The sequence below is a fragment of the Streptomyces sp. NPDC000345 genome, assembly GCF_042898825.1.
GTDB lineage: Bacteria > Actinomycetota > Actinomycetes > Streptomycetales > Streptomycetaceae > Streptomyces.
The window spans coordinates 115,019-136,308 of the sequence record NZ_JBIAZE010000020.1; the positions used below are offsets into that span (position 1 = coordinate 115,019).

The window sequence follows — 21,290 nt, forward strand, 5'->3', positions numbered from 1 at the left end:
GGCCCCAGCCCCGCAGGGCTACGCGGACTTGCGGCTGTCGCGGGGATGCACCGCCAGGTTCATCGCCCCGGACCGCAGAACGGCGAGCCGCTCCTCGAGGACCTCTTCGAGTTCCTCGCGGGTCCGCCGCTCCATCAACATGTCCCAATGCGTACGCGCGGGCTTGGCCTTCTTCTCCTCAGGGCCGTCGCCGTCCACAAGGAGTGCAGGGGCTCCGCAGACCTTGCACTCCCACTCCGGCGGGATCTCCGCCTCGACCGAGAAGGGCATCTCGAAGCGGTGCCCCTTCTCGCATGCGTACTCCACGGCCTGGCGCGGGGCCAGGTCGATGCCGCGGTCCGTCTCGTAGCTGGTCACCACGAGGCGCGTGCCGCGAAGAGCTCGCTCACTCATGAATCGTGCCTCCCGGGCTTGTCGCCCACAGGACAGGTGTCGCTGTCGTCGTCATCCGGTCAACGTCCGGTCGGCGGTAAAGATTCCCGTTCCGAGTCCCGTTCCGGGTCATGCGTCGCCGTCGTAGCCGCAGCCTTGTCAACCAGTGCAGTACCCACCGGCGCCCGGTTTGTCACATCTGCAAGGAGATGTCACCCAGCGTTTCGGCATCTTTGACGCGCAGTAACGGTACGCCTGGCAGGCCAAACGCGTACACTACCGCCCTTTCGCCTCCAGCGCTAAATCCGCTCCGGCACGGGGTTCCCGGCGGCGCCGATCGCCCGCCGTACCGGGACCCGCGCGAGCAGCGCGAACCCGAGGACGAAGAAGGCCACCAGGGAGATGATCGCGTCCCGGTAGCTCCCGGTCAGCTGGTACGTGACGCCGAACAGCAGCGGCCCCAGCCAGCTCATCCCGCGATCGCTCACCTCGTACGCGGAGAAGTACTCGGCCTCCTTGCCGGGCGGGACCAGGTGGGAGAACAGGGAACGGGAGAGGGCCTGGCTGCCGCCGAGGACCAGGCCGATCGCGGCCGCGAGCAGGAAGAAGCCGAGCGGCGCCCCGGCCGGCAGGAAGTAGCCGGCGCCCAGGGTGAGCGTCCAGGCGACCAGCGACCCGAGGATCGTGTGCTTGGCGCCGTATCTGCGGGCGAGCCGCCCCATCCCGAGGGCGCCGGCGACGGCCAGCACCTGCACCAGCAGCACGGCGCCGATGAGCGTGGACTGGCTGAGCCCGAGCTCCTCGGCGCCGTAGACCGACGCCTGGGAGATCACGGTCTGGATGCCGTCGTTGTAGACGAGGTACGCGAGCAGGAAGGAGAGGGTGAGCGGGTGGCGGCGCATGTCGCGGACCGTCGCCACGAGCTGGCGCAGCCCCGGAGCCGTCGCCTCCCCCACGGCGGCCGGCCGGCCGCGGTCGCGCAGCCGCAGCAACGGGATGATCGTGAAGCCGCCCCACCACAGCCCCGCGGAGGCCAGACAGATCCGCACGGCCGTCGACTCCGAGACACCGAAGGAGTCGTGCGCGAGATACAGCACCAGGTTCGCGACCAGCACCACGGAACCCGCCGCGTACCCGAAGGCCCAGCCGCGCGAGGAGACCGCGTCGCGTTCCTCGGGCGGGGCGATCTGCGGCAGGTAGGAGTTGTAGAGCATCATCGCGACCGACTGGGCCGCGTTCGCCACGACCAGCAGCGCCCCGCCGAGCAGATAGCGGTCACCGTCCAGGAAGAACATGCCGGCGGTGGCCGCGGCGCCCAGATAGGCGGCGGCGCCCAGCAGCGGCTTCTTGCGTCCCGTGCGGTCGGCGGCCGCGCCCACCAGGGGCATCACCAGGACGGCCACGATCACCGACAGCGACACCGAGTACGCGAAGAACGAGCCCGCGCGGACCGGTATGCCGAGGGGATGGACGTAGCCTTCGGCGTCCGCCGCCTCCTTGGCGACCGAGGTCAGATACGGCCCGAGGAACACGGTGAGCACGCTCGTCGAGTAGACGGAGCACGCCCAGTCGTAGAAGTACCAGCCGCGCTGCTCGCGCCGCCGCCCCGCGGCCTCGTCGGACGCCGCCGTCCGCACGGTGTCGGTGCCCACCCGCACCCTCGCTTCCCCTGGTGCGAAGGCTTCGACGGCGGTGTCCGGCCGCTCAGACCCAGACGCCCCGCTCCTCCATGACCTTGCGCAACGTGTCGATGTGATCGGTCATGATGCCATCCACGCCCAGGTCCAGGAGCCGGTGCATCCGATCGCCGTCGTTGATCGTCCACACGTGCACCTGCAGCCCGCGCGCGTGGGCGGTCCGTACGAAGCGGGCGTCCACGACCTGGATGCCCGACTGGGTCTCCGGCACCTGCGCGGCCACCGCCGACCGGCGCAGCGCCGCGGGCACCCCCCAGGACCGCAGCCGCAGGTTGAGCACCCCCCGGGTGCCGTACGACGTCGCGAGGCGCGGCCCGGCCAGCCGCTGGGCGCGCACCACCCGTGCCTCGGAGAACGAGCCGACGCAGACCCGGTCCCAGGCGTCCGTGCGCGCGATGAGGTCGAGCAGCGGGTGCAGGGCGGGCTCGGTCTTGATGTCGACGTTCCAGCGCACCTCGGGGAAGGTCTCCAGCAGCTCCTCGAACAGCGGCACGGGCTCCTTGCCCGCCACACGCGCGTGCCGTACCTCCGCCCACGGCAGTTCGGCGATGCGGCCGGCGCCGTCGGTCACCCGGTCCAGCGTCGCGTCGTGGAAGGCGACGAGCCTGCCGTCCCGGGTGGCGTGCACATCGGTCTCGATGTAGCGGTAACCCGTCCCCACCGCGCGCCGGAACTGCGCCACGGTGTTCTCCATGCCGTCCGCGGCCCCGCCGCGGTGCGCGAACGGGATGGGTCCCGGATGGTCGAGGTAGGGGTGGCGTATCGGTGCGGTCACCTGCGCAGTATCGCTCCACGGGGTGTCCCCGTGGCAACGACCGTGCTGCCGCCGGATGCCGGCGGAACGGCGAACACCCGCAGGAAGAACTGCGCGAGCGGACCGATCGACACCGCGTAGAGCAGCGTGCCGACGCCGACGGTGCCCCCGAGGGCGAAGCCGGTCACCACGACCGCCAGCTCGATCGTCGTCCGCAGGGTGCGGATCGAGCGGCCGGTGCGCCGGTGCAGTCCGGTCATCAGTCCGTCGCGCGGCCCCGGCCCGAAGGCGGCGGCGATGTAGAGGCCGGTGGCCGCGCCGTTGAGCACGACGCCGGTCACCAGAAGAGGAACACGCACGGCCAGGGCGTGCGCCTCGGGAACCGTCGCGAGGGCGCCGTCCATCGCGATGCCGATGACGAAGACGTTGGAGACCGTGCCGAGGCCCGGGCGCTGGCGCAGCGGGATCCACAGCAGCAGCACGACCGCACCCACGATGATCAGCACGACGCCGATCGTCAGGCCGGTGCGCTCCGCCAGGCCCTGGTGCAGCACGTTCCAGGGTTCCAGGCCGAGGCCCGCCTTGACGAGCAGAGCCGAACTGATCCCGTAGAGAACGAGCCCCCCGTACAACTGGACCAGCCGCCGTATGAGATGTCCCCTGGCCTGCAAGTGGTGCCCCCCTGTGGTGGTAGTGGCCTGACCCGTGCCACTCTGTGGCTTGGAAGGAATCGCCATCCATGGCCAATTCGGGGAAGGTGGACTGGTAACCATGGCGCAGTGGACCTCCGCGGTGGGGGCCGCACAGCTCGCGCGGCTGCTCACGTCCCAGCAGGACCGTCCGGCGGGCCCGGGCACGCGCCGCCCGCCCGCCTACCGCGCGCTCGCCGACGGCGTCCGGCTGCTGGTGCTCGAGGGCCGTGTCCCGGTGGCCGCCCGGCTCCCCGCCGAGCGCGAACTGGCCCTGGCCCTCTCCGTGAGCCGCACCACGGTCGCCGCCGCCTACGAGGCGCTGCGGGCCGAGGGCTTCCTGGAGTCCCGGCGCGGTGCCGGCAGCTGGACGGCCGTCCCGGCGGGCAATCCGCTGCCCGCGCGCGGCCTGGAACCGCTGCCGCCCGAGGCCCTCGGCTCGATGATCGACCTGGGCTGCGCAGCCCTCCCGGCACCGGAGCCGTGGCTCACCCGCGCCGTCCAGGGCGCGCTGGAGGAGCTGCCTCCCTACGCCCATACACACGGCGACTACCCGGCGGGCCTGCCCGCGCTGCGCTCGATGATCGCCGAGCGGTACACCGCGCGCGGAATTCCGACGATGCCCGAGCAGATCATGGTGACGACCGGCGCCATGGGCGCCATCGACGCCATCTGCCATCTCTTCGGCGGGCGCGGCGAGCGCATCGCCGTCGAGTCGCCCTCCTACGCCAACATCCTCCAGCTCATGCGCGAGGCGGGTGCCCGGCTGGTGCCCGTCGCCATGGCCGAGGGGCTCGCCGGCTGGGACATGGACCGCTGGCGTCAGGTGCTGCGCGAGGCGGCGCCGCGGATCGCGTACGTCGTCGCCGACTTCCACAACCCCACCGGCGCGCTGGCCGGCGAGGACCAGCGGCGGAGGCTGGTGGAGGCCGCCCGGTCGGCCGGGACCGTGCTGATCGCCGACGAGACGATGACCGAGCTGTGGCTCGACGACGACGTCGAGATGCCGCGACCGGTGTGCGGGTTCGACCCTGCCGGGTCGACGGTGATCACGGTCGGTTCGGCGAGCAAGGCCTTCTGGGCGGGGATGCGCATCGGCTGGGTGCGCGCGGCCCCGGACGTCATCCGCAGCCTGGTCGCCGCCCGCGCCTACGCCGACCTGGGCACCCCCGTGCTGGAGCAGCTCGCGGTGAACTGGCTGTTCAGCACCGGGGGCTGGGAGCAGGCCGTCGAGCTGCGCCGTGTGCAGGCCCGGGAGAACCGGGACGAGCTGGTCGCGGCGGTGCGGCGGGAGCTGCCGGACTGGGAGTTCTCCGTGCCGAAGGGCGGGCTGACCCTGTGGGTGCGGGCCGGGGGGCTGTCCGGGTCGCGGCTCGCCGAAGCGGGGGAGCGGGTCGGGGTGCGGGTGCCCTCCGGACCGCGCTTCGGGGTCGACGGCGCCTTCGAGGGGTATGTGCGGCTGCCGTTCACCGTGGGGGGAGCGGTGGCGGAGGAGGCGGCCGCCCGGCTGGCCGCGGCGGCCCGGATCGTGGAGAGCGGGGGGACGGTGGGCGCGGAGGGGCCGCGCACGTTCGTCGCGTAGCGCGGCGGCGGGCGGGTGGGACCGGGAAGGCCCACCCGCCCGCCGCCGTGGTTCCGGCGCACCCTGCCGGGGCTACTCCGCGACCGCCACCTCCACCGGCACCGCCAGCGACTCCGTCTCCGCGTCCGCCGGGGTGCTCCGCGGCGGCAGCAGCTCCAGCACCGCCTGCCGCTGCGCCTCGCTCGTGGCGTCGTCGTACGGATCCGGCGTCGCCGGCACCTGGAGCCGGTGCACCGGACCCGACCCCAGCCGCGCGTACCCGCGTCCCGGCGGGACCTGGTCGACGGGCGTGGTGTGCGGGGGAGCGCCCAGGACGGAGGCCAGCCGGCCGGCCGAGGCGGGCCCGAGCACGACACGCGCGCGGGTGTGCTGAAGGACGGCGTCGCTCAGCAGGTCCAGGCAGTCGAACTGCTCGGCCACGACCACCGTCACCGAGGCCGCCCGGCCGTGCCGCAGCGGGACCTGGAGCAGGGCCTGGGGGTCGGTGCGGCCGTCCGCCTCCGCGAGCGGGGTGAAGGCGGTGGGGCGGTCGAGGAGGATCCACAGCGGACGCCTGGTGTCGTCCGGTGGCGTCTGTCCCGCCTGGCGGGCCTGGTTCGCCGCGATCAGCCGGCGCTCGGTCTCCTGCGCCGCCCACTCCAGGCTGGTCAGCGCCCCCGCCAGCCCGGCCTCGACACCCAGGACGCCGTCCCGGCCGGTGAGGCACGCGTACTCGCCGGTGCCGCCGCCCTCGACGACCAGGACGTCGCCGTACTGGAGGGCCTGGAGCGCGATGGAACGCAGCAGGGTCGAGGTGCCGGTGCCGGGCTGGCCGACCACCAGCAGATGCGGCTCGGTGGAGCGGGCACCGGTGCGCCAGACGACCGGCGGGACGTCACGCTGTTCCTCTCCGTGGGTGAGAGGGAGCGTGCGCTGGACGCGGGTGGGGTCGGTGAAGCCCAGGACGGTCTCGCCGGGCGCGGTGACGAAGCGCTGTGCGGCGATGTCGGTGGGCAGCGGGGCGAGGACGCCGACCGTCAGCTCGTTGCCCTCCTCGTCCCAGGTGAAGAGGTACTCGCGGCCGCGGCCCGACTTGGCGGTGAGCAGCTGCTCGACCCGCGCGCGGGGTTCGGCCTCGCCGTCCGGGAAGTAGGCCGGGTAGCGGATCACGAGGTGCGTGACCCGGCCCGAGCCGTCGAACTCGTACGCCGGGAAGGCCTTCTCCCACTCGCCGCCGTGGGCGTAGAGGGGAGCGGGATCGTCGGCCGTGGAGAAGTAGGGGACCAGTGCCTCGTACAGCGACTGGAGCCGCTGGGCCTGCGACTCGTCGGGGCCGTCGGGATCCGGTGGGGTGCGGTCCCGGCCCTGCCAGGCCGCCGCCGCCATCAGTGTGATGACGGCGAGCAGCGGGCCGTACGGCACGAGGGCCACGACCAGGATCACCGAGGCGGCCAGGAACAGCAGCGGCCCGCGCCTGTCCTTGGGGGTCTCGGCCCATCTGCGCCGCCCGGCCGAGGCCAGCCGGCGCAGCCCGCGGGTGATCGTGATCAGTGGATGGAGGACGTCGGTGGCGCTGTCGGCCGCCGTCCGGGCCAGCTCCCGGCTCCGGGCGATCTGCGCGCTGCCTGTGCTCAGGATGCGGGGGAGGGGGCGCCGGGCCACTGCTGTCTCCTGGAGGTGCGTACGGACGGGACGGGCGGCGTCAGAACTTGATGCCGCCGAGCAGGCCGGCCAGGCTCTCGCCGCCCGCCTTGATGCTCGGGGCGATGGCCGTGCTCGCCAGGTAGAAGCCGAACAGGGCCGAGACGCAGGCGTGCGAGGCCTTCAGTCCGTCCTTGCGGAAGAACAGGAAGACGATGATGCCGAGCAGGACGACGCCTGAGATGGACAGGATCATGGGGGATCTCCTGGTTCGTGGGGACAGTCACCATGAGTACTTCCAGGATCACAGGATGTATCCATACGATAAAAGGTGCAACTGGGTGAATTTCTCCTGATTTCCCCCCTGTGGTGGAACGTCCTGGGGGCTGCCTGAGCAGGAGAATTGCGGCGAACGGGTCTCCTCGTGATCTTTGCCTCGGACAGGACCACCCATGTGTGCGGCGAGCCAGTACGCTGGCGATTCACCTGAACGGTTGTAGCGAGTTGTGAGCGAGAGGCGGTCCCGGCCGATGACTGAAGCCCCCGACCCCGAGGTCGTGGAGCTGGCGACCAAGATCTTCGATCTGGCCCGGCAGGGGCGGACCGAGGAGCTCGTGGCGTACGTCGACGCGGGCGTGCCGGCCGACCTCACCAACGACCGGGGCGACTGCCTGGTGATGCTCGCCGCCTATCACGGCCACGCCGACGCGGTCCGGGCCCTGCTGGCCCGCGGCGCCGACGCGGACCGGATCAACGACCGCGGGCAGACGCCGCTCGCCGGTGCCGCCTTCAAGGGCGAGACCGAGGTGATCAAGGTCCTTCTCGAGGCGGGCGCCGACCCGTCCGCGGGCACCCCCTCGGCCGTCGACACGGCCCGGATGTTCGCCAGGACCGAGCTCCTGGAGCTGTTCGGCGCGGTACGGGCCGACGGCTCATGAACAGGTAATACGAAGTTCCTGACCAGGTAAATCAACGACCACGGGGGAGGCGGTACGGGGCCGCCGGAAATTTCGGTCGCGGCAGGCAGAACAGCCGGGTCATCATGACGACGTGATTCACGGACGCGATGGCTGGGCAGGTGTTGCCGCACCGCGCGGGCCGTGATGCGGTCCGCATGGGCCACCGACGAGAGGCAGAGGAAGATGGTCTACAGCAAGCAGGAAACGGCGGGCGCCCCGACGTGTTGTCACGCGGCCAGGTAGTGCACGTCCCCGGTTGCGTCGACGCTTGATGTGAGGCTGTTTCCCATGTTCGATCCGGTCATAGCGCCCAGCGGTACGCTGCTCGGCCTCCTGCAGAGGGGTCGCGGCGACGGCACGCTGCACGCGCTCACCGCCCCGCGCGCCGAAGCGCTCGCGGCACTCAACCACTGTGTCCTGCGCGATCCCCGCCACGACTGGCAGGTGGAGAACCGCTCCCTGTACTACGCCCGGCTCTTCCTCGACCTCAACGGCGACCTGGACGAGATCGAGGCGCATCTCTTCGACGTCGAGGACGCCTTCGACACCGAGGAGTCACGCACCGGCCTCGCCCTGGCCGTGCTGGGCCACCTGGCCTCCTACGGCAGGCCGGACGCCCTCGAACTGCTGCGCAGATACGCCGCCACGGGCACCAACTGGGCCTGGGCGCTGGACGAGCTCGCCCTGCGCGACGACGACGCCGGGCTGCGCGCCCTGGCCACGCCGGTGCTCGCACGGTTCGCGACCGACGCCGAGGGCGAGGCCGAACTGGCCGCCGCCGTCCGCGACGCTTTTGAGCCACGGCCCTGGCGGCTGTGGGCCGAGGATCCCCGCGAGTACGTCTCCGCACGCGTGCGTGCCGCCCAGGAAGCCGGCTGCTTCGACCGCTGGCAACGCCAGATGAGCCCCAGCGGGCCCCGTCCCGGCTGGAGCGTGCGGGCCGTGTTCGAGTGGGCCCAGCAGGGCCTGGAACGCGGCGCGGCCCTGCATGTCCCCGCCGCCCGCTGCCTCACGGCCGTGGCCGGCCCCGAGGACCGGCCGGAGATCGTGCAGGCTGCCAAGGACGGCAGCGAGGGCGCCCGGTGCACCGCCCTGCGCTATCTCGCCGACTGCAACGATCCCGACGCCCTGCTGCTGATCGAGCAGGCCGTGGCCACCGGCTCCACCGGCGTCGTCGAGGCCGCCCTGGACGCCTTCGAACGCATGCGCAGCATCGCCGCCGTCGACCGGGCCCGCGGCTGGGCCCACCGGCCCGACGCCCTGGGCGCCGCCGCGGGCCGCATGCTCGCCTGCCGGGGCGGCACCCGGGACAGTGACCTGGTCCTCGGCGCCCTGCGTGAGGCCGTGCGCGGCGAGGGCTGCGACGCGCCGACCCTGTGGACCCTCGTCGACGGCGCCGGACGCCTCGGCATCGTCTGCGCCGCCCCCGTACTGCGCCATATCTACCGCGAGACGGCCTCCTCCCACCTGCGGCAACGCTGCGCCCGCGCCCTCGCCGCCACCGACCCCTCCTTCGCCACCGGCTTCGCCGTCGAATGCCTGTGGGACTGCGAGGAGGCCACCCGCGAGATCGCCGCCCGGCACGCCGAGACCGGTGACGCCCGGGTCGTGGAACGCCTACGCAGGCTCGCGGCCGACCCGGCCGAGGAGGCGGAGGTCCAGACGGCCGTACGCAGCCGGATCGGACCGGACGCGGCGTCCGCCATGTAGCCGGAGACCAGATCGGGCGGGAGCCGGATACGGACCCTGGCGGGTACTCGGATACGGCCTGGCAGGACCCCGGACAGGCCCCGGCGGGAACCCGGATTCGGACCCTGGGGGGAGCCGTTGGCGACCGGGGGGACCCGGACTCGGCCGGAGGGGCACGTTCGCCCGCCGGGTGAACGCGGGATGACCCACGGGTCAGGCGGGCGTGGACATCGTCCGACCTGCCGGGGCGTGGGTGCTGACCTGCGACGGCGTGGGCGGCGCGCACCGTGCGACGTGCGCCGGCGCACGCAGCGCAACGCTCATGGGACGTTTGTCGTCCGGAAAGATCCACGTTGACGCGGCCACGTCCAGGGCGGCGACAACACCGGTATGCGTGTCGTCATCGTGACCGAATCCTTTCCCCCCGACGTGAACGGCGTGGCCCACTGCGCGCTCCAGACCGCCCGGCACCTCGTAGATCGCGGTCACCTCCCGCTCGTCGTCGCACCGGCCACCGCCGCCGGTACCGGGCCCGACGCCCTGGCGCCGTGCCCCGTCGTCCGTGTCCCCTCCCTCCCGCTCCCGGGCTACCCCCAGGTCCGCGTCGCCCTCCCCAGCCGACGCGTCGCCGCGGCCATCGCCGAACACCGCGCCGACCTGGTCCACCTGGCCAGCCCGTTCGTCCTCGGCGTCCGCGGCATGGCGGCCGCCGCGAAGCTCGGCATCCCCGCCGTCGCCGTCTACCAGACCGACCTGGCCGGATACGCCCGCACCTACATGGGCGCCGGTGAGGCCACGGCCTGGCGGCGCATCCGCACCGTCCACGCCGCCGCCGACCTCACCCTCGCCCCTTCCACCGCCGCCCGGCACGACCTGGAGACGCACGGCATACCCCGGGTCAAGCTGTGGCGGCGCGGGGTGGACACCGTCCGCTTCCGCCCCGGGCACCGCGACACGGCCCTGCGCCGCGAACTCGCCCCGAACGGCGAGCTGATCGTCGGCTACGTCGGCCGGCTGGCCCCCGAGAAGCAGGTCGAACTGCTGTCCGGGGTGTGCGGTCTGGAGGGCGTGCGGGTCGTGGTGGTGGGCGACGGGCCCAGCCGCGCCCACCTGGACGAGGCGCTGCCCGGCGCGGTCTTCCTCGGCCGGCGCACGGGGGACGACCTCGCCCGGATCTTCGCCTCGCTGGACGTCTTCGTGCACACGGGCCCCTTCGAGACGTTCTGCCAGACCGTCCAGGAGGCCATGGCCAGCGGTGTGCCGGTGGTGGCGCCGGCCGCGGGCGGCCCGCTGGACCTGGTGGCCCACGGGCGCACCGGCCTGCTGGTCCCGCCGCGCGACGCGACCGCCGTACGGGAGGCGGTGGCGGCCCTGGCCGCCGATCCCGCGCTGCGGGCGCTGTACGGCGACGCCGGGCGCGCCACGGTCGAGGGACGCACCTGGGCCGCCGTCGGCGATCAGCTCATCGGGCACTACGGGGACGTGCTGGCCGCGCGCCGTCCGGTGGTGGCGGCATGAGCGCGGGGTCGAGGCCGGGGGCGGGATCCGGGGCTGGGTTCGGATCCGCGTGCGGGACCGCGTCCGGGTCCGGGACCGGGTCCGCGTCCGGGTCTGGGTCGGGGTCGGGCTCGGGGTCCGGGTCGAGGTCTGGGTCGGGGTCGGGCTCGGGGTCTGGGTCGAGGTCTGGGTCGGGGTCGCTGAGGATCGTGCGCCTGGCCAACTTCGTGGCCCCCGCCTCGGGGGGACTGCGCACCGCGCTGCGCGAACTCGGCAAGGGCTACGGCGAGGCGGGCCACGCACCCGTCCTGATCGTGCCGGGCGAGCGGGCGAGCGACCGGGAGACCGAGCAGGGCCGGGTGGTCACGCTGCCCGGCCCGATGCTGCCCGGCACCGGCGGCTACCGCGTCCTCACCGACAAGCGGCGCCTCGCCCGCCTTCTGGAGGACCTCGCGCCCGACCGTCTGGAGGTCTCGGACCGTACGACGCTGCGATGGACCGGCAAGTGGGCGCGGCGCGCCCGCGTCCCCGCCGTGATGGTCTCCCACGAGACCGCCGACGGTGTGCTGCGCACCTGGGGCGTGCCGGAGGCGGCCGCCCGGCGGACCGCCGACGCGCTCAACATCCGTACGGCGCACACGTACGCGCGTGTGGTGTGCACCACCGAGTTCGCCGAGCGGGAGTTCGTGCGGATCGGGGCACGGAACGTGGTGCGCGCCCCGCTCGGCGTCGACCTCGTCGAGCGGCATCCCGCGCTGTCCGACGCGGGGCTGCGGGCCCGGTACGCGCGCGAGGGCGAGGTCCTGCTGGTCACATGCACGCGGCTGTCCGTGGAGAAGCGGCCCGGTACGGCGCTGGACGCCCTCGCGGCGCTCGTGGCGCGGGGGGTGCGGGCGGTGCTGGTGGTCGCCGGGGACGGACCGCTGCGGCCGCGGCTGGAGCAGCGGGCCCGGGAGCGGGGGTTGCCGGTCACCTTTCTGGGCCACGTGTCCGACCGGGGTGCCCTCGGCGCGCTGCAGGCCTCCGCCGACGTGTGCCTGGCGCCGGGGCCCGCGGAAACGTTCGGGCTGGCCGCGCTGGAGGCGATGGCCTGCGGGACGCCGGTGGTGGTGAGCGCCTCCTCGGCACTGCCCGAGGTGATCGGCACAGCGGGGGCCGTCGCGGCCGACCACGGGACCGCTTTCGCGGACGCGGTCGAGCACCTTCTGGACCGTTCCCGCGAGGAGCGCCGGGGGGAGGCACGCGCCCGTGCGGAGTGCTTCGGGTGGGGAGCGTCGGTGGAGGCGTTTCTCGCGGCGCACGATGCGGCGATGCCGTGCCGTCCCGCCGGGGGCGGAGGGACGGCGGGGGAGCGTGGTGACGTGAGTGGTACGTCGGGACGGGCGTGTCCCGACGTGGGCGGTGGGACGGGACGGGCGCGTTCTGACGACTGCGTGGCGTCGGGACGAGGGCGTTCCGACGCGGGCGTCGCGACGGGAGCGGAGCGTCCTGACGACGGCGTCGCGACGGTACCGGTACGTCCCTTCGTGTCCGGAGGTCTGGGATGAGACGGGTCCGTTTCGTCGCCCTGGGCGACTCCCTCACCGAGGGCGTGGGTGACCCGGCGGGTGACGGCCGGCGCGGCTGGGCCGCGCTGCTCGCCGGCGGGCTCGCGGGGCCGGTGGACGAGGGGTGCCCGGCACCCGTGGAGTTCACGAACCTCGCGGTCAGCGGGGCCCAGACCCGGGACGTGCTGGAACGGCAGCTCCCGGCCGGACTGGCGCTGCGGCCGGATGTCGTCTCCGTCGTCGTGGGCGTGAACGACACACTGCGCTGCACGTTCGACCTCCACGCCGTCGCCGCCCGGCTCGACACGGTGTACGGCGCCTTCGCCGAGCAGGGCGCGGTCCTGCTCACCGCGTGCCTGCCCGATCCGGGCGCCATGCTCGGCCTGCCCGGAGCCCTGGCCCGTCCGCTGGCCCGCCGGCAGCGCGCCGTCAACGCCGTGGTCCACGCGCTGTCCGACCGGTACGGAGCCGTCCATCTCCATGCGGCGGAGGGCGCCTGGCTGACGGACCGCGCGATGTGGAGCGCGGACCGGCTGCACCCGGGCGAGCGGGGGCACCGGCAGCTGGCCGTGCGCTTCCACGCCCTGCTGGCGGAGGCGGGCCTCGCCACCGGACCCGTGCCCTCGCCCGAGCCCGAGTTCCCGGCGCCGACGACCTCGGCGAGCCTGTGGTGGCTGGCGACGGCGGGCACCGGCTGGGTGGCCCGGCGCTGCACCGACCTGCTGCCCCAACTGCTCAGCCTGGCCGTCGACGAGATGCGCCACCGGGTCCGGGGGACGAGCGCCCGGCTCGACCTGCGGGCGGCAGCGGCGGTCTCCGCGGCGCTGGCCGCGCTGTCGGCGGCGGAACCACAGCCGGGGGCCGCCCAGGAGACCCCCGGGCGCCGCGTCGCCCCGGACGCCCGGAAGGCCGTGGCCCTCTGCGGCGGGACCTGAGTGTCGCCCCGGCGGCGCACGATGGCCGTCCGTGTCGCGTCGCCCCGGACGCCTCGTACCTCAGCGTCGGCGTACGGCCACGAAGCGGACCGGGGTACCGGGCACCGCCTGGGCGGCGGCCGGGAGGTCGGCCGCGCGGACGACCCCGATCACCGGGTAGCCCCCGGTGGTCGGATGGTCGGCGAGGAAGACCACCGGCCGGCCGTCGGGGGGTACCTGCACGGCGCCCAGGACCATGCCCTCACTGGCCAGTTCACCGGTGAGGGCGCGCTCCAGGGCGGGCCCCTCGGTGCGCAGGCCGATGCGGTTGCTCGCCGGGGACACGCGGTACGCGCGCGTGGTGAAGGCGCGGACGGCCCCCGGCGTGAACCAGTCGTCGCGCGGGCCGAGCGTGACCCGGAGGACGAGCTCGGCCGGGGGAGCGGTCTGCGGGGCGACGTCCACGCGGGTGTGCGGCACGGGTTCGGGGCCCAGCGGCAGGACCGTGCCGTCCGTGAGCGGCTCGGGGCCGAGGCCCGACAGCAGGTCGGTGGAGCGGCTGCCGAGGACCGGATCGACGGTGATGCCGCCGGACACCGCCACGTAGGCGCGCAGCCCGCGGACGGCGGACCCGACGTCGAGGACGGCTCCGGCCGGCACCCGCACGGACGTGCCCCAGGCGGCCGGCCGTCCGTCCACCGTGACCGGGCAGGGCGCGCCGCCGACCGCCACGGTGACGGTGGAACGGGGCCGCACGGCACAGCCGTTGACGGTGGTCTCCAGGACCGCCGCTCCGGGCGGGTTGCCGACGAGCCGGTTGACGAGGGCCGCCGCGGGGGCGTCCAGCGCGCCGGAGCGGGGCACGCCGAGGTGCGCGTGTCCGGGACGCCCCTGGTCCTGCACGGTGGTGAGTGCCCCCGCGCGGACGACGGAGAGAGCGCGGTCGGTCACCCGGCACCCACCGGCTCCGCCGCGACGAAACGCACCCGCGTCCCCGGCGACAGCAGCGCGGCCGGTACACGCGCGTGGTCCCACAGCACCATGTCCGTGCTGCCGATCAGCTGCCAGCCGCCCGGCGAGGAGCGCGGGTACACCCCTGTGTACGGCCCGGCCAGCGCCACCGAGCCGGCCGGTACCGCCGTGCGCGGCGTGGCCCTGCGGGGGACGTCGTAGCGCGAGGGGAGACCGGTGAGGTAGCCGAAGCCGGGCGCGAAGCCGCAGAAGGCGACCCGGAACTCGGTGTCCGCGTGGATGCGGGCCACCTCCCGCGCCGGTACGCCCCAGTGGGCGGCGACGTCGGCGAGGTCGGGGCCGTCGTAGCGCACCGGCAGCTCGACCACCTCACGCGTCCGCGGGGCGGCGGGCGGGATCTCCGTGGCGGTCAGTTCGGACGTCAGCCGGACCGGGTCGTCCACACCGTCCAGGAGCACCGTCCGGGCCGCGGGGACGATCTCGCGGGCGGTGAGCAGCCCGACCGCGCGGCGGCGCACCAGTTCCGCGTGCAGCGCCTCCGCTTCCGCGCCCGAGGCCACCTCGACGAGCAGGGCGTCGTCGCCGACGGGCAGGACCCGCACGCTCATGCGAAGGCCTCCACCCGGACACCCGACTCCTCGAGCCGTCGCCGGACCCGGCGGGCCAGTTCCACCGCGCCGGGCGTGTCGCCGTGCAGACACAGGGAACGCGCGCGTACCTCGATGGACGACCCCGCGTGGGAGGTGACGGTACCGGTGCGGGCCAGGCTCACCGACCGTTCGACGACGGCGTCCGGGTCGGTGACCACGGCCCCGGCCCGCGCGCGCGGCACGAGCGTGCCGTCGTCGGTGTAGGCGCGGTCCGCGAAGGCCTCCGTGACGCCCGGCAGCCCCGCCTTGCGGGCGAGGTCCAGCAGACGCGAGCCGGGCAGTCCGAGCACGGGCAGCGTGGCGTCGGCGAGGAGCACCCCGTCGACCACCGCGCCGGCCTGCTCCTCGTCGTGCACGACCCGGTTGTAGAGCGCGCCGTGCGGCTTGACGTACGCCACGCGTGCGCCCGCCGCCCGGGCGAAGACCTCCAAAGCGCCGATCTGGTACGCCACTTCGGCGGCCAGTTCGGCGGGCGGCACGTCCATGGCGCGCCGCCCGAACCCCGCGAGGTCCCGGTAGGAGACCTGCGCCCCGATCGTCACGCCCCGCCCGGCCGCCAGCTCGCACACCCGCCGCATGGTGGCGGCGTCCCCGGCGTGGAAGCCGCAGGCCACGTTGGCGCTCGTCACGACGGACAGCAACTGCTCGTCGTCCGTGAGCTCCCAGCGGCCGAAGCCCTCGCCGAGGTCGGCGTTCAGATCGATCGAGGTCATGGTTCCTTCGTGCTTCCTTCCTGGTTCTCCGGGTCCGCCGTTCAGGCCACGCGGTACTGCTCGTCGCGGGCGTCGGTGAGGAACATCTGCCCCGGGGCGTGGGTGAGGGCGAACGGCGGCCGCGAGGCCATCACCGCGGCCTGCGGGGTCACACCGCAGGCCCAGAACACCGGGATGTCGTCCGGCTCGGCGTCCACCGGGTCGCCGAAGTCGGGCCGGCCGAGGTCGTCGATGCCCAGTCCCGACGGATCGCCGCAGTGTACGGGGCTGCCGTGCACCGCCGGGAGCAGGCTGCTCTCCCGGATGGCGGCCGCCAGATGCCGCGGCGGCACGGGGCGCATCGACACCACCATCGGGCCGTGCAGCCGCCCCGCCGGCCGGCACTGACGGTTCGTCACGTACATCGGGACGTTGCGCCCCTGTTCCAGGTGGCGGATCGGGACGCCGGCCCCGGCCAGCGCCCACTCGAAGGTGAAGCTGCAGCCGATCAGGAACGACACCAGGTCCTGCCGCCAGTGCGCGCGCACGTCCGTCGGCTCGTCCACCAGCTCCCCGTTCTCCCACACCCGGTAGCGCGGCAGATCGGTACGCAGGTCGGCGCCCTCGGCCAGAACCGTCGTCCAGGCACCGGCGTCCGTGACGTCGAGGACCGGACACGGTTTCGGGTTGCGCTGACAGAACAGCAGCATGTCGTACGCCCAGTCCGCGGGCACCGAGATCAGGTTGACCTGGGTGTGGCCCGCCGCGACCCCGGCCGTGGGGCCCGCGAGGCCCTCCCGGAAACGGGCCCGGGCGGTTTCGGGACTCCACGCGTACGCGTGCTCGTCGACGAGGGTGAGAGGCCGGTCTTCCCCGGCTGCCGCCGGCGTGGCCTCCGGCGGGCGGTCCTCGGTGAGGATCGGACGGTTCACTCCAGTTCCTTCCCACGCGTCTCCGGCAGCCCCAGCAGCGCCAGGGCGGCGATCCCGTAGCCGATCGCGCCGAAGACCAGCGCGCCGCCCACACCCCAGCTGTCGGCCAGGTAGCCGACCGTGGTGGGGAAGACGGCGCCGACGGCGCGGCCGGTGTTGTACGTGAAGCCCTGCCCGGTGCCGCGCACGGCCGTCGGGTACAGCTCGCTCAGGAAGGAGCCGAAGCCGCTGAAGATCGCCGACATGCAGAACCCGAGCGGGAACCCGAGGACCAGCAGCAGGGTGTTGGCGCCGTCGGGGATGTTCGCGTACGCCAGGATGCAGACCGCCGACAGCAGGGCGAACAGCCAGATGTTGCGGCGCCGGCCCAGCCGGTCGGTGAGGTAGCCGCCGGTCAGGTAGCCGAGGAAGGCGCCCGAGATCAGGAAGGTCAGATACCCGCCCGTGCCGACCACCGACAGCCCGCGCTCCGACTTGAGATACGTCGGCACCCAGGTCGCCAGGGTGTAGTAGCCGCCCTGGACCCCGGTGGACAGCAGCCCGGCGAAGAGCGTCGTGCGGAGCAGGGGGCCCTTGAAGATGGCCGGGAACGAGCCCTTCCCGGAGCTGTGCTCACGTGCGGTGGCGGCCTCCGGCGCGTCCTGCACCCGGCGGCGCATCCACACCACGAGCACGGCGGGCAGGGCGCCGGTCCAGAACATGACACGCCAGGCCATGTCGTCGCCGAAGAACGAGAAGACCAGGGTGTAGACGATGGCCGCGAGGCCCCAGCCGACGGCCCAGGAGCTCTGGATCGCGCCCAGGGTGCGGCCCCGGTGCCGGGCGCTCGCGTACTCGGCGACCAGGATGGCGCCGACCGCCCACTCGCCGCCGAAGCCGAGGCCCTGCAGGGCGCGGAAGACCAGCAGGGTCTCGTAGTCGGGCGCGAAGCCGCAGGCCACGGTGAACACGGCGTAGGTGATCACCGTGATCATCAGCGCCCTGACCCGGCCGATCCGGTCCGCCACCACGCCCGCGACGGCCCCGCCGATGGCGGACACGATCAGGGTGACGGTGGTGAACAGGCCGGTCTGGCCGCTGTCCAGGCCGAAGTAGGCCGCCAGCGCGACCATGCTCAGCGGCAGCGTGAAGTAGTCGTAGGAGTCGAGGGCGTAGCCGCCGAACGCGCCGGCGAAGGCGCGCCGGCCCCGCGGGCCGAGGGCGCGCAGCCAGGCGAACGCCCCGTCGTCGGTGTGGCCGGTGGTGGCGGGGCGCGGAGTGGTCGGGGTCTGCGGTGGAGGGGTCGTGCTCATGGGCACCTCGCTGAGGGATGACGGAGGGTGCTGGGAGTGAGCCGTGCGGGAACGGACGTGCCTCGGTGGGGACGGGGCGGCGCCGTGGACAGGAAGGTAGAGGATCGTTGAACGATCCTTCAATACCCCTGTTGTTTCGTTCTCGTGTTCTGCGGTTCAATTCCGGGCATGGCAGAGCAGCTGGCGGGACTGGCCGACGACCGCGCCCTCCTGGGGCGCACCAGCACGGCCGAGCGGGTTTCGGACATCCTCAGGAGCCGTATCGCCGAGGGCTTCTTCCCTCCGGGGACGCGCCTGTCGGAGGACAGCATCGGCGGGGCGCTCGGGGTCTCCCGCAACACGCTGCGCGAGGCGTTCCGGCTGCTCACCCATGAGCGCCTGCTCGTCCACGAGCTGAACCGGGGTGTGTTCGTCCGGGTCCTGACCGTCGAGGACGTCGAGGACATCTACCGCACGCGCGCGCTGGTCGAGGGTGCCGTCGTCCGGGGGCTGGGCGACCCGCCGTACGCCCTGGACGCCCTCCGGGCGGCCGTCACCGAGGGCCAGGTCGCCGCCGTCGAGAATGGCTGGAAAGAGGTGGGTACCGCCAACATCCACTTCCACCGCGAACTCGTCGCCCTGGCCGGCAGCGCCCGCACCGACGAGCTGATGCGCAGCGTCTTCGCCGAACTGCGCCTCGCCTTCCACCTCGTCGACGACCCACGGCGGCTGCACGAGCCGTACCTCATGCGCAACCGCCAGATCCTCCAGGCGCTGGAGGCCGGCGACCGGATCGAGGCGGAGAAGCTGCTGGACGTCTACCTCCGGGACTCGCTGGAACGGGTCGTCGAGGTGTACCGGCGGCGCATGGGCGAAGGGGCGGCCGGCGGGGGCGACGGCCGAGGCCGTCCCGAGGCGGTGTGACGGCGGTCGCATCTGCGGTCGTTTGGGTCGTTGTCAGACCGAGGACCTACTCTGTGCACCGTGACTTCGCCTGCATCGACGGACCGTGTTCCGCCCCAGCTCAGCGCGGGGCCGCGCCCCGCTCCGGGCCCGGCCGCCGACGAGGGGCTGGCGCGGCGGCTGCGCGCGCTCGCCTGCACCGCGCCGATTCACGACCTCGACGCCCGCAAGGCCAACCTCGCGGGTGAGTACTCGGTCTACGGCATGGCGGAGATCGCCCTCGCCGCCATCGACCTCGTCACCCTGAACATGGACTTCGACACCGGCGCCGACCACGACCAGATCGTGGCCCGCCTCGTCCCGCGCATCGCCGCGCAGGCCCCCCAGCGGCCCGTCGCCGAGCACGAGCGGGTGGCCCGCTGGGTGCTGGAGAACCTGATCAACGTCGGCAGCGTCGACCGCGGCTTCCGCGCCGTGTACGGCACGTTCGCCGCGGACGGCACCTATGTCCGCCGCGACTACGACTTCAAGCTGCTGGAGGAGGTCCCCGGTTACGGCGGCACGGTCTACCTGCGGACCACGGACGAGGCGGTCAACGTCCTCGTCGGCGCTCTCGACACCGACGTCACCAGCGCGCAGATCGCGGCCGAGGTCAAGCTGGAGGTCCTCATCCGGCGCGGCCGCCTCGCCGACGCCCAACTCGCCGCCGAGCAGGCCCGCTACCGCACCGTCCAGTACGCGGAGAGCCTGCGCAGGGCCCTGGAGGCGACCCGGCGCAACGTCCGCGCGGTGGACTGGCTGAACGCCGTACCCGACATGATCGCCGAGGCCCTCGACCACGTCGCCGACCGCTACCGCCACGAGAACGCGATCCTCACCAACATCCGCAGGGCCCGGGACGAGATCGAGGACGCCGAGAACAAGCGGCGGGCCGCCGAACTCGTCGACATCGTCAAGGACTGCATCCGCCGGCACACGCAGCTCCAGTCCCGCCTGCTGGAGGCGGGCCCCCTGTTCCGCGCGGAACAGGACCGGCAGGCCTTCGCCACGCCCATGACCTCGTCGGGCATCGACCTCTACGGCCATCTCGTCGCGCCCGTGCTCCCGCTGCCGCTGGAGCAGGCCGCCCGCGTCACCGACGCGTTCTTCGCGCGCGGGACGGGATTCCGGACGCCGGTGGCCGTGCGGGTGGGCGATCTGGTCGACCTGCTGCTGACCCCGCCGGTGGAGCGGGAGCACCTGGGCGCGGAGATGCCGGAGCCCGATCTCATCGCGACCCCGGACGACAGCCGCTTCAGCGAGGAACAGCTGGCGCTCGCCAGGGAACTGCTCGACCTGCCGGCGGACGCGCCGCGGCGGCTGTCGGGTCTGCTGGCCGAGGCGCGGCGCACCGGCGACCTCGAACTGCCCTACCTCGTGGCACTGCTGGCGGTTCACGCCGCCTCCCCGGCCGTGGGCACGGCCTACCGGCAGGGCGAGGAGAAGCTGCTGTTCGCCGTGGACGACGGCACGGAACTGGAGGACCCCGAGTTCGGCGGGGCCGATCTCATCGTCGGCACCGCCCTGCTGGACGCCGCGGGGATGGCGGCGGACCGCACGGAGGCGGCATGAGCCGGGCCGGGAACCGAATGAACGCGTACGAGAACACCGAGGAGCCGCAGCCGTGACCGAGCACGTCGAGTGGAGCGACACGGAGGCCCCCGCCCCGGTGGTGACCGCCGCCGTCACCCCCGCCGACGCCGCCGACGCGGCGCGGCTCGTCGCCTTCGGTCTGCAGCCCAGACTGCAGCCCGCCCGCGACCAGGAGTACGCCGATCTGCTGCGCCGCCACCGCGAGGACCCGGCGTTCGCACGGCTCGCCGACGCCATCGCCGCCGGCCTCGGTCTGGTCGTGCTGGAGGTGTCCCCGCGCGCGGGGATGGCCGTGACCGCCGCCGAGGACTCGGTGTTCGCGGTGCGGATGGGGGACTACGCGCGTCGCACGTCCGCCGACGGCGGCGACCGCTTCCTGCACGGTCTCGCCCATCTCGCGGTCGCCGCGATGGCCTTCCCCCGCCCCGAGGACCTCGCCGACGACGGATACATCGGCCGGGTCAGCGTCAACGGCGTCGACGCCTTCGTGCGCCAGGCCTGCCGCCGCCTGGAGGAGCGCGCCGAGGAACAGGGCGAGAACACCGACCCGGCCACCGACGCGCCCGGACTGGAGGCTGCCTGGCGGATCTGGGCCAGACGCAGCGCCGCCGGTGCCACCAAGGACGCGCGCAGACTCGCCGGATCCACCACCGGGATCGTCGGCAAGGCCGTCGCCTTCCTCACCGACTCCGGCTTCCTCCAGCGCACCGGCGACGACAACGGCGGTACGTACCGCACGACGGCCCGCTACCAGCTCCAGGTCCGCGACATGGCCGGCGGCGCCGCCATGGCCGAGCTGCTGGAGCTGGGCGTCGTCCCGGTCACCGACGGCACGCCGACACTGCTGCCCGCCGAGGAGACCGACGACCTGGAGCTGGTGGCCGAAGCCGGACTGCCGTTCCACTCCTGAAGCTCCCC

20 protein-coding genes are annotated in these 21,290 nt (G+C 73.7%); 9 read left to right on the forward strand and 11 right to left on the reverse strand.

The window, feature by feature from the left end; all coding sequences use genetic code 11:
- Window positions 1-18: 18 nt before the first annotated feature.
- From ACFY30_RS35045 to ACFY30_RS35060, 4 genes are all read right to left on the reverse strand, one after another.
- On the reverse strand, window positions 19-393 hold the full coding sequence (locus ACFY30_RS35045) for an RNA polymerase-binding protein RbpA (protein WP_020128921.1): 375 nt from the start codon (window positions 391-393) through the stop codon (window positions 19-21).
- Between the two features lie 278 nt (window positions 394-671).
- Window positions 672-2,024 (reverse strand): MFS transporter, encoded by a 1,353-nt coding sequence (locus ACFY30_RS35050; protein WP_390849174.1) that lies wholly within the window; start codon window positions 2,022-2,024, stop codon window positions 672-674.
- Window positions 2,025-2,076: 52 nt separating this feature from the next.
- Window positions 2,077-2,844, reverse strand: coding sequence for a glycerophosphodiester phosphodiesterase (locus ACFY30_RS35055; protein WP_390849175.1), 768 nt, complete (start codon window positions 2,842-2,844; stop codon window positions 2,077-2,079).
- Entirely contained in the window at window positions 2,841-3,560 is a 720-nt protein-coding gene (locus ACFY30_RS35060) for a YitT family protein (protein WP_390849176.1), read from the reverse strand. The genes ACFY30_RS35055 and ACFY30_RS35060 overlap by 4 nt, the downstream gene beginning before the upstream one ends.
- Window positions 3,561-3,594: 34 nt before the next feature.
- On the opposite strand from ACFY30_RS35060, the gene ACFY30_RS35065 reads away from it, so the two are divergent.
- Entirely contained in the window at window positions 3,595-5,094 is a 1,500-nt protein-coding gene (locus tag ACFY30_RS35065) for a PLP-dependent aminotransferase family protein (RefSeq protein ID WP_390849177.1), read from the forward strand.
- A gap of 72 nt (window positions 5,095-5,166) precedes the next feature.
- Here the strand turns inward: ACFY30_RS35065 and ACFY30_RS35070 are convergent, their stop codons facing one another.
- Together ACFY30_RS35070 and ACFY30_RS35075 are read right to left on the reverse strand one after the other, a co-directional pair.
- On the reverse strand, window positions 5,167-6,735 hold the full coding sequence (locus ACFY30_RS35070; protein ID WP_390849178.1) for a hypothetical protein: 1,569 nt from the start codon (window positions 6,733-6,735) through the stop codon (window positions 5,167-5,169).
- A 40-nt stretch (window positions 6,736-6,775) separates the two neighbouring features.
- A complete protein-coding gene (locus tag ACFY30_RS35075) occupies window positions 6,776-6,970 on the reverse strand; it encodes a hypothetical protein (RefSeq protein ID WP_133916307.1) in 195 nt (64 codons plus the stop codon).
- 274 nt (window positions 6,971-7,244) lie between these two features.
- Here ACFY30_RS35075 and ACFY30_RS35080 point away from each other — a divergent pair, with 274 nt between their 5' ends.
- From ACFY30_RS35080 to ACFY30_RS35100, 5 genes are all read left to right on the forward strand, one after another.
- Window positions 7,245-7,652, forward strand: coding sequence for an ankyrin repeat domain-containing protein (locus tag ACFY30_RS35080; RefSeq protein ID WP_390824075.1), 408 nt, complete (start codon window positions 7,245-7,247; stop codon window positions 7,650-7,652).
- A gap of 309 nt (window positions 7,653-7,961) precedes the next feature.
- A complete protein-coding gene (locus ACFY30_RS35085; protein WP_390849179.1) occupies window positions 7,962-9,383 on the forward strand; it encodes a HEAT repeat domain-containing protein in 1,422 nt (473 codons plus the stop codon).
- Between the two features lie 369 nt (window positions 9,384-9,752).
- Complete coding sequence (locus tag ACFY30_RS35090) at window positions 9,753-10,880, forward strand: glycosyltransferase family 4 protein (RefSeq protein WP_390849180.1); 1,128 nt, start codon at window positions 9,753-9,755, stop codon at window positions 10,878-10,880.
- A 179-nt stretch (window positions 10,881-11,059) separates the two neighbouring features.
- Window positions 11,060-12,406: a glycosyltransferase gene (locus ACFY30_RS35095; RefSeq protein ID WP_390849208.1), complete on the forward strand. Its 1,347-nt coding sequence runs from the start codon at window positions 11,060-11,062 to the stop codon at window positions 12,404-12,406.
- Window positions 12,403-13,341 carry an SGNH/GDSL hydrolase family protein gene (locus tag ACFY30_RS35100; protein ID WP_390849181.1) on the forward strand — a complete coding sequence of 313 codons (939 nt, stop codon included), beginning with the start codon at window positions 12,403-12,405 and terminating at the stop codon, window positions 13,339-13,341. Before ACFY30_RS35095 ends, ACFY30_RS35100 begins: the two co-directional genes overlap by 4 nt.
- A 60-nt stretch (window positions 13,342-13,401) precedes the next feature.
- On the opposite strand, the gene ACFY30_RS35105 is transcribed toward ACFY30_RS35100, so the two are convergent.
- The 5 genes from ACFY30_RS35105 to ACFY30_RS35125 are packed head-to-tail and all read right to left on the reverse strand — an operon-like array spanning window position 13,402 to window position 17,858.
- Window positions 13,402-14,271 carry a biotin-dependent carboxyltransferase family protein gene (locus tag ACFY30_RS35105; RefSeq protein ID WP_390849182.1) on the reverse strand — a complete coding sequence of 290 codons (870 nt, stop codon included), beginning with the start codon at window positions 14,269-14,271 and terminating at the stop codon, window positions 13,402-13,404.
- Complete coding sequence (locus tag ACFY30_RS35110; protein ID WP_390849209.1) at window positions 14,268-14,894, reverse strand: allophanate hydrolase subunit 1; 627 nt, start codon at window positions 14,892-14,894, stop codon at window positions 14,268-14,270. The genes ACFY30_RS35105 and ACFY30_RS35110 overlap by 4 nt, the downstream gene beginning before the upstream one ends.
- A 2-nt stretch (window positions 14,895-14,896) precedes the next feature.
- Window positions 14,897-15,655: a LamB/YcsF family protein gene (locus ACFY30_RS35115; RefSeq protein WP_390849183.1), complete on the reverse strand. Its 759-nt coding sequence runs from the start codon at window positions 15,653-15,655 to the stop codon at window positions 14,897-14,899.
- A 41-nt stretch (window positions 15,656-15,696) separates the two neighbouring features.
- Entirely contained in the window at window positions 15,697-16,554 is an 858-nt protein-coding gene (locus ACFY30_RS35120; protein WP_390849210.1) for a putative hydro-lyase, read from the reverse strand.
- Window positions 16,555-16,562: 8 nt separating this feature from the next.
- Window positions 16,563-17,858: an MFS transporter gene (locus tag ACFY30_RS35125; protein ID WP_390849184.1), complete on the reverse strand. Its 1,296-nt coding sequence runs from the start codon at window positions 17,856-17,858 to the stop codon at window positions 16,563-16,565.
- Window positions 17,859-18,026: 168 nt separating this feature from the next.
- Here ACFY30_RS35125 and ACFY30_RS35130 point away from each other — a divergent pair, with 168 nt between their 5' ends.
- The 3 genes from ACFY30_RS35130 to ACFY30_RS35140 are packed head-to-tail and all read left to right on the forward strand — an operon-like array spanning window position 18,027 to window position 21,282.
- Complete coding sequence (locus ACFY30_RS35130) at window positions 18,027-18,761, forward strand: GntR family transcriptional regulator (protein WP_390849185.1); 735 nt, start codon at window positions 18,027-18,029, stop codon at window positions 18,759-18,761.
- Between the two features lie 60 nt (window positions 18,762-18,821).
- Window positions 18,822-20,351 carry a hypothetical protein gene (locus tag ACFY30_RS35135; protein WP_390849186.1) on the forward strand — a complete coding sequence of 510 codons (1,530 nt, stop codon included), beginning with the start codon at window positions 18,822-18,824 and terminating at the stop codon, window positions 20,349-20,351.
- A 52-nt stretch (window positions 20,352-20,403) separates the two neighbouring features.
- Window positions 20,404-21,282: a hypothetical protein gene (locus tag ACFY30_RS35140; RefSeq protein ID WP_390849187.1), complete on the forward strand. Its 879-nt coding sequence runs from the start codon at window positions 20,404-20,406 to the stop codon at window positions 21,280-21,282.
- The last annotated feature ends 8 nt before the right edge of the window (window positions 21,283-21,290 follow it).

Coding starts and splice junctions, on each gene's coding strand:
- ACFY30_RS35075 (WP_133916307.1), bottom strand. CDS start 6,970: ATGATCCTGTCCATCTCAGGCGTCGTCCTGCTCGGCATCATCGTCTTC.
- ACFY30_RS35080 (WP_390824075.1), top strand. CDS start 7,245: ATGACTGAAGCCCCCGACCCCGAGGTCGTGGAGCTGGCGACCAAGATC.
- ACFY30_RS35100 (WP_390849181.1), top strand. CDS start 12,403: ATGAGACGGGTCCGTTTCGTCGCCCTGGGCGACTCCCTCACCGAGGGC.
- ACFY30_RS35090 (WP_390849180.1), top strand. CDS start 9,753: ATGCGTGTCGTCATCGTGACCGAATCCTTTCCCCCCGACGTGAACGGC.
- ACFY30_RS35130 (WP_390849185.1), top strand. CDS start 18,027: ATGGCAGAGCAGCTGGCGGGACTGGCCGACGACCGCGCCCTCCTGGGG.
- ACFY30_RS35085 (WP_390849179.1), top strand. CDS start 7,962: ATGTTCGATCCGGTCATAGCGCCCAGCGGTACGCTGCTCGGCCTCCTG.
- ACFY30_RS35115 (WP_390849183.1), bottom strand. CDS start 15,655: ATGACCTCGATCGATCTGAACGCCGACCTCGGCGAGGGCTTCGGCCGC.
- ACFY30_RS35125 (WP_390849184.1), bottom strand. CDS start 17,858: ATGAGCACGACCCCTCCACCGCAGACCCCGACCACTCCGCGCCCCGCC.
- ACFY30_RS35045 (WP_020128921.1), bottom strand. CDS start 393: ATGAGTGAGCGAGCTCTTCGCGGCACGCGCCTCGTGGTGACCAGCTAC.
- ACFY30_RS35065 (WP_390849177.1), top strand. CDS start 3,595: ATGGCGCAGTGGACCTCCGCGGTGGGGGCCGCACAGCTCGCGCGGCTG.
- ACFY30_RS35060 (WP_390849176.1), bottom strand. CDS start 3,560: ATGGCGATTCCTTCCAAGCCACAGAGTGGCACGGGTCAGGCCACTACC.